Genomic DNA, 11,033 nt, shown 5'->3' with positions numbered 1-11,033 from the left:
TATTCCAAAAATTTCTCTAAAAAAGTCTCTATGCGAATTAAAGCTCAGCATCTCAAGGCTCAAATCTCCCATATACCTTATCTCTAAAATCAGCTTATTATCATCAAGTTTCAAACTGTAGTCCTTTATCTTTTGCTTATGTGACCTGTCAAGAGCATTTGCCATCTGCAATATCGCACTTAACTTTGCCAATCTGATATCTCTTTTATTGTAGATACTTTCTTCAGTGTCGATATTTGACATCTCGGCAACCAACATTCTCTCATCATGTGATATACCTATAATCTCACTTGATGAAATAATATTGTAGGTAGCCACATCACTGTTTTTCATATTTATGAACTTACCGATATTGTGTAAGATTGCCGCTATCTGCACAAGCAGTCTGTCTCTTTCACTCAGACCGCTCAGACTCTTTATGGCATCAAATATCATCAGGGCATTTTTTTCCACCACTGTGGTGTGCTTACTGTTACCTCTGTATCTTTTTGCCAGACTCTTTGATGATGCTATAATATCCGCTCTGAAGTCATGTCCTGTGCTGACTATATTGCTTTTCTTGGCATACTCAGCCGCAATACCGTCTATAAGAAGTGTACCTGGCAACCATATTTCCTTGGCATTGAAAAGATCGAAGATTCTTTGGAAAATAAGTACACTCGGTATTATCATCTTTGCGTAGTTTTTACCTACTCCAAGTATATTTTCTATTTCCTCCACGCTCTTATCCCTTATCTTATCAAAGAGTGCGATAAACTCCTCATAATTTACTATCATATCGTCAGCATCGCGGTTCATATATTTGAACATATACATTAGCGGCTCGCCTATACCTATAATAGTCTTTACCTTTTTGTCTTTAAGATATATCTTTTTGAAAGTATTCAAATCATTATCTATCAGCTCTGTAAGTACATTGTGCTTTTTTTCAGTGATATTGTCTATCTCTTCCACCATCTCTCTAAGCCTTAGTACTCCCAGCGAAAGATTTTGAGTACTCTGTATCGCGCCGTTATCATACAGTGTAAGCTGCATACTGCCAAATCCCACATCTGCAATTGCGGTACCGCTCTTTATATACTTTTCAAAAAGTTCCCCCTTGGCATCAATAGACATATAGTTGATAAATCTTTGCTCCGAGTTTGATATGATAGTTATATCTACGCCTGCTCTGACCTTTATCTGATCAAGTACCTGCATATTGTTGGAGGCTTCTCTCATAGCACTGGTAGCATAGGCCTTATAATCGTCCACTATGTATGATTTCATTATTTTTTTGAAATCGGATAATACATCACAAAGCTCGTCAATCATTTCATAGCTTATCTTTCCGTACTTATATGTATCACTGCCAAGTGCAATGGTATGCTTTATGTAATCAACTCTCTTTATACCGGTCTTAGCCGATATTTCATAAATTCCAAGTTCAAGTTCAAACGAACCTACATCAATAGCCGCAAAATATCTTATGTCTCCCTTTTCCATACGCTCTCCATATTATTTTTGACCCTGTAAATAAGTTATAAACTGTGTTGCGCTTCTTCCGGACATACCTCCGTGTGAGAGTTCCCACATATTTGCCTTTGCAAGTATTTCCTTCTCATCCATATCAATACCGTGCTTTTTCGCAAGTGAAAGTACAATGCCGTTAAACTCCTTCTTATCAGGTGAACCGTAGTAGATCTTTTCACCGAATCTTGCTGAAAGTGACAGCTTTTCTTCCACAGTATCACGGCTGTGAAGCTCTTCATCAGTCTCAGTCTTATCTCTGAAGCTCTCTCTTATAAGATGTCTTCTGTTACTTGTAGCATAGATAAGTACATTCTCAGGTCGCTTTCCGAAACCTCCTTCAAGAATAGCTTTGAGATATTTATATTCAAGCTCCGACTCCTCAAAGCTTAAATCATCCATATATATTATAAACTTATAGTTTCTGTCTTTTAGCTGCTCAAGTATATCCGACAGATATCTGAACTGATGCTTATAAATCTCTATGATTCTAAGTCCCTTATCATAGTACTCATTTACAATTGCCTTTACACTTGATGACTTTCCTGTTCCGGCATCACCATACAGCAAGCAGTTGTTTGCAGGCTTACCGTTTATAAAACTCTCGGTATTGTCTATGAGCTTTTTCTTTTGAATATCATAGCCTATTATATCCTCCAGATATACATGCTCAACTCTTGTAATCGGTATAATATTTGCAGAATTAAGATCATTGCTTTCTTCTATACGAAATGCCTTATTAAGACCGAATTTACCTACACCGTACTCCTTATAAAACTCAGTAACGATATTTTTAAAATCCACATCTGACTCCGCACTTGAGAGCTGCTTTGACAATCTTAAAATTCTGTCTCTGACTCTTGTATTTACAAGTTTTGAATCTCTTCCGTTACCTACATAGTGTGATATTGCCTCCAAAAGTTCATCATCTATATCCGGTACAAAGTGAAATAAATCTCTAAAAATCTTAAAATCATGCAGCGCAAAGGTATTTATACTGCCTTTAGTCTCACCGATGATTTCCGTAGCTTTTGAATATACATTTTCATTGTACGCAAGCGCAAGTGCAAGGACATTTTCCCAAAGGTTACCGTCAAGACCATACTCTCCCGCCACCTCAAGTAACTTAGCAATTGTCTTACTTGTACCTACACTGTCCTTATTTAAGGTCCAAAATTCTCTTATCGTATCTTCAAATTTCAAATTTCTATATAAAATCAAATCATCAATTATACTGTACATAAATACTCCTTACTTTACTGAACAATAATTACCTAAAATCTTTAAAAAAGTAACTTCTTTTTTCAGTATCTCAAGCACATTTGAGACATTTGACAAACTCAAATTACCCTCGATATCAATAAAAAATCTGTATTCGAAGGTCTTTTCAGGTATAGGTCTTGACTCCACCTTCACAAGGTTTAATCCGTTGAGTACAAATATTCCGAGAATATTGTAAAGCATACCCTTTTCATGCGGCAGCTCTAAAATCAAGCTGAGCTTGTTTGACTTTTTTGAAAAAATCTTCTCCTTACTGAGTACCACAAATCTTGTAGTGTTGTTTACATTTCTGTTGATTCCCTCATCCAAAATATCAAGGTCATATAAATCCCCTGAGAGTTTTGAAGCTATGGCAGCCTGTGATATATCTTTGTCGTCTCTTACCTTTTTTGCTGAAAGTGCCGTATTTAAAAGGCTTATTTGACTCCAAGCCGGATGCTCCTTAAGGTAGGCGCTACATTGCATCAGTGCCTGAGGATGGGAATAAACAGTCCTTATATCACCAAGCTTTGCACCTCTTATCCCCAAAAGGCAGTGACTGATATGAAGATCATACTCCGCCACAATAACAACATCCTTTTTTAAGAGCAAATCGTATACATCACTTACTATTCCGGCTGACGAGTTCTCTATAGGTATTATACAATACTTTGCATTTCCGTTTAATACCTCATTTATCGCATCTTCAAAGGTGTTTACATTTTCTGCATCCACATCCGGGAAAAGCTTTTTTGTAACTATATGTGAATAAGCACCCTCTACGCCCTGATACACAACTCTTTTCATATCAAAGTCCATATATTCCTTACAAATAAACTCGACATTACTTTCTTTATATTTTACCTTTGATATCAGCTTTACAAGCTCTCTTTTTTTATCTATCAGTTCTATTATCTTTTCATCAGTCTTATCAAGCTTTGCTTTTATCTCTTCAAGTCCTTGCATACTGCTCCTATGCTTTATTTTGTGCCGCCATATTTTCAAGCATCTCTACTATCTTACTTCTGGTATATGCTCCAAGCTTTTTCTTTTCAGCATCAGGCAACTCATCTATTATAATCGGCTTTCCGTACTCTATTATCACTTTGCTCTTTCTCATATATGGCAGATGCTCTTCCCATATCTCATATGTGCCGTATATGGCTACAGGAACTACAGGAACTTTACCTTTTTCCGCAATCTTTAGCGAACCTTCTTTGAACTCCTTCACATTCGTTACATCAGGGTTCATATTTCTGCCGCCTTCAGGGCAAATCCACACGGAAACACCTGATTTCACCTGATCTATACCCTTTATTATAGTCTTTAATCCCTGCTTGATATCCTGTCTGTTCAAAAACAAACAGTTTACAAGCTCCATCCACTGCTTAAGAAGCGGTGCATGGATCATCTCATACTTTGCCACAAACCCAAGCGGCTTCTTGGTGTATCCGAAACCTGTAAGAATATCAAAATAGCTCCTGTGGTTACTTACAAACAGCACACCTCCGTCCTTCGGTATATTCTCACTCCCTATTACCTCCACTTTCGATCCTGTAATAAAAATCATAAGTCTGAATACCGTACTCACCATACCTTGTGCAACGGATGTCGAAATATCAGGTCGAAATTTCCTTACAATAAGCAAAATAAGCATTACAGGTATAAAAAGTACCAGATACAAAAACAGTCCAAGTGCTACCAATATAAATTTTATCATATAAAAATCCTCTCCTTATAATAACGGGCTTAGGAGTCTGCTCACCTGCTCTTTTATTCTTTGCAGTAGTGAGCGATTCTTATACATATCAAATGTATACTCCTTAGAATCATAAATATCTCTCATAAAATTATCTTCAAGTTCTGTTGTGACTTCTTCGTCATAGATCATGGCATTTACTTCAAAATTCAACTCAAAGCTTCTTATATCCATATTTGCGGTTCCGACACATGCCACCTTACCGTCAGCCATTACAGACTTGGCATGCAAAAATCCCCTCTCATATGTATAAACCTTTCCTCCCGCCTCAAGCAGTGTACCTGCCCAACTGAGAGTGGCTGAATATACAAAAAGGTGATCAGGCATACACGGTATCATAAGCCTTACATCAACACCCGACCTTGCAGCCACATTAAGCGCACTCATAAACGCTTCGTCAGGTATAAAATAAGGCGTGTGAATATACACATGGTCCTTTGCATTATTGATAATCTCTATATAATTATCTCTGATAAGCTTTGTCTCGGAATCCGGACCGCTTGATATTATCTGCATTCTAAGAACATCGTCACCGTTTTTAGGTAAAATGTTCATCTCCTCAAGTGGCTTAAAATATTTGTCGCTGTTAAAGATATCTTCCTTGGCGGCATAATTCCAGTCAAGACCGAATCTAAGCTCCAGTCCGTTGACCGCCTCACCCACTATCCTAAGATGCGTATCTCTCCAATGTCCGAATTTTTTTGAGCCGTCCACATACTCTTTTCCTATATTGAAACCTCCGACATAGCCTATTTTACCGTCAATAACCGCTATCTTCCTGTGATTTCTGTAGTTTATACGAAAATTTATCTTGCCGAGCGCGGCAGGAAAGAATACACCTATTTTTATCTTATGAGCTTTCATATTATCTAAAATCTTTTTGGACATAAATCTGCCGCCCATTCCGTCAAACAGTACTCTTACCTCCACACCATCATCTGCCTTTTTTATAAGCTCTCTTGATATATTCCTAAAGAGGTAATCGTTTTTTATTATATAATACTGTAAATGAATATATTCCTTGGCATTTTTTATATCCTCAATCAGTGCATCGAACTTGTCGTTCCCGTCGTTGAATATTTTTAAGGTATTCTTCATTGTCATAAGCGACCCGCCCGACATCAGATTGTACTGCATCTGCCTTTGATAATCCTTTGTATAGGGATCGTTTAATACCCTGTCATTGTTGGCAAAGAACTTTTCCTGCTTTATAGCCGCCTTCCTTATACTGTCCTCTACATTTTTTATTTTAAACATTTTGGACTTTCTGTAATCCTGTCCTATAAGCAGATAAAGTATAATGCCTACCACAGGCAAAAAATTGAGCGCCAAAAGCCATGTCCACACGGCTCTCGGCTCTCTTCTTTGAAAGAACACAATCACAATGGACAACACCAAGTTGATGTAGAATAAATGAACAAATGCTATATGACCCGTTCTAAAAAAATCAAACATAAAACTCCTAAGTATTCAGGCTGTTAAGCTTATAAAGCAACCTAACAATCTAAAATTATATAATCCGATTCATTATACCACAAATGTCTAATTTTGGCATAAAAAAAAGAGCCGGTTGCCCGACTCTTTAAATTTATATCTTATTTTTTTACAGTTGCACTAAGTTCATTATAAGGATCAAGATCGATATAAATGATATCCTTTGCACTAAGGTCTCCGTCTGAAAGTATAAGCCTTGCAACCATAGTCTCCACATTCTTTTGCAGATATCTCTTTAACGGTCTTGCACCGTATGCAGGGTCATAACCGTTGTCAATGATATAGCTCTTTGCGGCATCACTTAGTTCTACAGTAAGTTCCTTATCCTTAAGCCTTAAATTAAGTTCGTCAATAAGCAGGTTGATAATACCGCCGATATTGTCCTTTGTAAGAGGCTTGAACATAATTATCTCGTCAAGTCTGTTAAGGAACTCAGGTCTGAAGCTGTTTCTAAGCTCGTTCATAACCTTGCCTCTGGCATCATCACTTATATCACCGTAGGTATTGATACCGTCAAGCAAATATGCGGAACCGATATTTGATGTCATAATGATAATGGTGTTTTTAAAGTCTACAGTCTTACCGAGAGAATCTGTAACTCTACCGTCATCCAATACCTGTAAAAGTACATTGAATACATCAGGATGTGCCTTCTCAATCTCATCAAAGAGCACTACGGAATAAGGTTTTCTTCTGACTGCCTCTGTAAGCTGTCCGCCCTCATCATATCCTACATATCCCGGAGGAGCTCCTATAAGTCTGCTCACGGAGAATTTCTCCATGTACTCACTCATATCGATTCTTATCATATTGTTCTCATCGTCAAACAGTGCCTTTGCAAGTGATTTCGCGAGCTCCGTCTTACCTACACCTGTAGGTCCGAGGAACAGAAACGATCCTATAGGCTTTGAAGGGTCCTTTATACCTGCTCTTGAGCGAATAATAGCGTCTGTAACCTTATCTACAGCCTCATCCTGTCCTATTACTCTCTCATGCAATGTATCTGCAAGATGAAGTGTCTTCTCTCTTTCACTCTCATTAAGCTTTGAAACAGGGATATTTGTCCATCTTGAGATAATTCTTGCAATCTCATCATCTGTAACCGCCTCACGCAGCAGGCTTAAATCCTCTTTCTTTACCTTCTCTTCTTCAGCCTGTAACTGCTTTTTAAGTTCAGGTAACTTACCGTACTGCAACTCGGCAGCCTTGTTAAGGTCATAACTTTGTTTTGCGGCACTTATCTGCCTTTTAACCTCGTCTATCTCACCTCTGAGCTTTGCAAGCCCCTCAACACTTTTCTTTTCATTTTCCCACTTTGACTTGGCTTCGTTAAGCTCGTCATTGACTTCCGCCAACTCCTTTTGAAGTGCTTCAAGTCTTTCTTTTGAAAGATTGTCATCCTCTTTCTTCAGTGCTGTCTCTTCTATTTGAAGCTGCATCTGCTTTCTGTTTAACTCATCAATCTCTGTAGGAACAGAGTTAAGCTCAGTCTTTATAAGGGCACATGCCTCATCTACAAGGTCAATAGCCTTATCAGGTAAAAACCTGTCACTTATATATCTGTCTGAAAGTACCGCCGCACTTACCAGCGCACCGTCAGTTATCTTAACACCGTGATAACTCTCATATCTTTCCTTAAGTCCACGGAGAATAGATATTGTATCCTCTACAGAAGGCTCTTCTACAAGTACAGGCTGGAATCTTCTCTCAAGTGCAGGATCCTTTTCAATGTACTTTCTGTACTCGTCAAGTGTAGTTGCACCTATACAATGCAACTCACCTCTTGCAAGCATAGGCTTTAGCATATTTCCGGCATCCATGCTTCCTTCAGTCTTGCCTGCACCTACTATAGTGTGAAGCTCATCAATGAAAAGTATTATCTCTCCGTTTGATTTCTTCACTTCATCAAGTACAGCCTTAAGTCTTTCCTCAAACTCACCTCTGTACTTGGCACCTGCTATAAGTGCACCCATATCAAGTGCAAAAAGTCTCTTATCCTTTAAGTTGTTAGGAACATCACCGGCCACTATTCTGCCTGCAAGTCCTTCAACTACCGCAGTCTTGCCTACACCCGGTTCACCGATAAGCACCGGGTTGTTCTTTGTCTTACGGCTAAGTATCCTTACCACATTTCTTATCTCGCTGTCTCTTCCTATTACAGGGTCAAGTTTTTGCTGCCTTGCACGCTCAACCAAGTCATAACCGTACTTATTGAGTGTATCATATGTCGCTTCGGGATTGTCTGAAACAACTCTTTGATTACCTCTGACTTCTGAAAGCACCTTTAAGAATTTATCCTTATCAATGCCGTACATTCTAAAAATCTGTGCTATATCAGATGAAGGATTCTCAATCATATTTAAGAAAATATGCTCTACAGAGACATATTCATCTCCCATACTCTTTGCAACATCCTCAGCTGTTATCAATATTTTATTTAAATCATTGCCTATATAGCTTTGACCGCCGCTGACCTTTGGAAGTTTTTCAATAGCAGCCTCAACTTCATTTCTAAATTCAATTTCATTGATACCCATTTTCTTTATAAGATTGACTATCAATGAGCCTTCTATATCTAACAGTGATGCCAACAGATGTATCTGTTCGATTTGCTGATTACCATGAGTAGCAGCAACCTTTTCCATATTCTGAACGGCCTCAATGGACTTTTGCGTAAATTTGCTAATGTTCATTAACTCACCACCTTTGTTCTTTATTTGTTATATATGTACTATAACAGAGTACATATAAGTTGTCAAGCATTTTTTGAAAATATTTTCATAAAAATATGAAAAATATAAAAAAGCGCCATCATGTGGATAACAACATATGATAACGCCTTATAAATTTTATAATTATCTACTTTCTTCCGATTTTTTGCTTTATTGCAGCCAATATCTTATTTTCTTTTACCAGCAGACCGTCAAATATCATAAGCAGTGCAGGCAACAAAAAGATAACAAATGCCATAGACACTATCGCACCTCTGCCTATAAGATGTCCGAGCTGTCCTATTGCCGGAAGCTTTGAAATAAAGCTTACAACATAACCGCAGATAACAAGAATTGTACCTGAAGTAAGTATGGAGTGCATACTGAACTTGGTCATTTTGATTGCGGATTCTTTCTTATTAAGTCTCTTTCTAAGCTCTCTGTAGTTTGAAATTGAAAGTATGGCATAGTCTACAGTCGCACCGAGCTGAATACTGCTGACAACTATATATCCTATAAAAGCCAGCTTCGTTCCATATATATATGAAAAGCTCATATTTACAAAAATAGCCATTTCAATAGGTATCATAGCAAGTACGGCAAGAAGTACCGACTTAAATGAGAATGCGACTACCAAAAATACTCCAAGCAATGATAAATTATTTACCTTGTTATAGTCTTCCTTAAGTATCTTTTCCATATCCATAGTGGCGTAGGTATTACCTGTAATATAGTTCTCATTCGGATAATACTCATTTACTATCTGCTTTATCTCATTTGCCGAGCTGTACGCAAGCTTACTCTCACCCTTGGTCTTTGTAAATACAAGTATTCTGGCATATCCGTCCTTGTGTAATAAGCTTACGGTATCACTTGGAATAATTTTTTCAGGTATTCCGTCAGGCAGTGTATCCGCCAAGGATGTGACACTCTTTACATAATCAAGAGACTTTAACTTCTCCGCAAGCGCCTTCTCCGTAACATTGCTTGTAGCAGGTACCAATATAACATTCAGATTTGACCTGCCGAATACCTTGTTTATCTCCTCACTGTGTTCATATAAGGAAGTGCCTTCTCCTGCACCTACGGCATCATTTCCATACATAAAGTTGGTCATTCCCTGTGCCATGTATGAAGGAATCAGTATAACAAGTGCAAATATAAAAAATCCCTTTGAAACCTTGTTTACAAACTTTGATGTCTTGTCAAATTCAGGTAAAAATTCTCTATGTCTTGTCTTTTCAATTATAGGCATCCAGCTCAGTATCAGTGAAGGCATAAAAAATACTATAGAAAAGATGGAACATACAATTCCCTTTGCCAGTACGATACCGAGGTCAAAGCCCATTGAAAATTTCATTATTACAAAGACTATAAATCCTACAAATGTGGTAAGTGAGCTTGCCGAAATAGTCTTTATAGATGTTCTGAGCGCATTCTTTAGCGCAATTGTCTTATCTGCTTCCTTTTTTTGTTCCACCTTATATGCATTCAGCAAAAATATTGAATAGTCCATAGACACCGCAAGCTGTAATACCGCCGACACATTGTTTGTAATAAACGAGATACTGTTTAAAAATATATTCGTACCTCTGTTTATAAATATCGCAGTTCCGATAACGCTTAAGAAAAGTACCGGCTCAAACCATGAAGAAGTTGTCACCAAAAGTACCAAAAATACAAATATTACACCTATTGCAAGTATGAGATTCATCTGAGATGAAACTTCTTCTTCGGTAAACTTATTCTGTGGCGCGCTTCCTACCAGATAGCCCCTGTCGCCTATTATCTTTTCCATCTTATCAATTGCCTTATGTGTAAGCTTACTTGAATCACCCTTTACAAAAGTTATATCCATTACAGCCTTATTATCCTTATAATAATCCGATACGTCATCATATTTCATAAAGCTGTTTGACTCATAGACATTCTCGGTAGTGTCAAGCCAAAGTATCCTGTCCACGCCTTCGACTTTTTCAAGTTGCTGCTTAATTGCATTAGCCTCATATATTGTGACATCCTTCAGCATCAGTCTGGCAGTTCCCGGATATCCGAATGTCTCTTCCATCTTATTTATTGCGGCCTTTGAAGGTGCGCTTGCAGGTAAATACTTAGTCAAATCGTAGTTTATATTTACAAACGGTGTAAAAAGAAGTGAAATAAAGAGCAAAATCAAAAAAATTCTCCTTATTCCTTTATTATGATCTACAATAAACCCTGCAAAATCCTTTTGGTTTGTTTCCTTCATATCATCCAACCTCTCTAAAACTTCATTAACAGAATGTAAGTATATTGCAAAT

7 protein-coding genes are annotated in these 11,033 nt (G+C 37.7%); all 7 read right to left on the bottom strand.

Annotated elements, in window-relative coordinates; all coding sequences use genetic code 11:
• A partial coding sequence (locus ACO6FI_RS04510) for a Ppx/GppA phosphatase family protein (RefSeq protein ID WP_485456302.1) occupies window positions 1–1,485 on the bottom strand: 1,485 nt, incomplete at its 3' end.
• Window positions 1,486–1,497: 12 nt separating this feature from the next.
• Window positions 1,498–2,751, bottom strand: a complete 1,254-nt coding sequence (locus tag ACO6FI_RS04505; RefSeq protein ID WP_485456301.1) for an ATP-binding protein — start codon at window positions 2,749–2,751, stop codon at window positions 1,498–1,500.
• A gap of 9 nt (window positions 2,752–2,760) precedes the next feature.
• Window positions 2,761–3,735: a prephenate dehydratase gene (pheA, locus tag ACO6FI_RS04500; RefSeq protein ID WP_485456300.1), complete on the bottom strand. Its 975-nt coding sequence runs from the start codon at window positions 3,733–3,735 to the stop codon at window positions 2,761–2,763.
• Between the two features lie 7 nt (window positions 3,736–3,742).
• Window positions 3,743–4,489: a lysophospholipid acyltransferase family protein gene (locus ACO6FI_RS04495; RefSeq protein ID WP_485456299.1), complete on the bottom strand. Its 747-nt coding sequence runs from the start codon at window positions 4,487–4,489 to the stop codon at window positions 3,743–3,745.
• Between the two features lie 15 nt (window positions 4,490–4,504).
• The gene (gene cls, locus ACO6FI_RS04490) at window positions 4,505–5,983 is read right to left on the bottom strand and encodes a cardiolipin synthase (protein WP_485456298.1); all 1,479 of its coding nucleotides are present in this window, start codon (window positions 5,981–5,983) and stop codon (window positions 4,505–4,507) included.
• A gap of 140 nt (window positions 5,984–6,123) precedes the next feature.
• The gene (gene clpB, locus ACO6FI_RS04485; RefSeq protein WP_485456297.1) at window positions 6,124–8,715 is read right to left on the bottom strand and encodes an ATP-dependent chaperone ClpB; all 2,592 of its coding nucleotides are present in this window, start codon (window positions 8,713–8,715) and stop codon (window positions 6,124–6,126) included.
• A gap of 166 nt (window positions 8,716–8,881) precedes the next feature.
• Complete coding sequence (locus ACO6FI_RS04480; protein ID WP_485456296.1) at window positions 8,882–10,981, bottom strand: efflux RND transporter permease subunit; 2,100 nt, start codon at window positions 10,979–10,981, stop codon at window positions 8,882–8,884.
• Between the last annotated feature and the right edge of the window lie 52 nt (window positions 10,982–11,033).

The sequence above is a fragment of the Lachnoanaerobaculum sp. genome, from assembly GCF_057250505.1.
The sequence above is the reverse complement of the archived record's forward strand: the minus strand, read 5'-3'. Positions and strand labels throughout refer to the sequence as shown.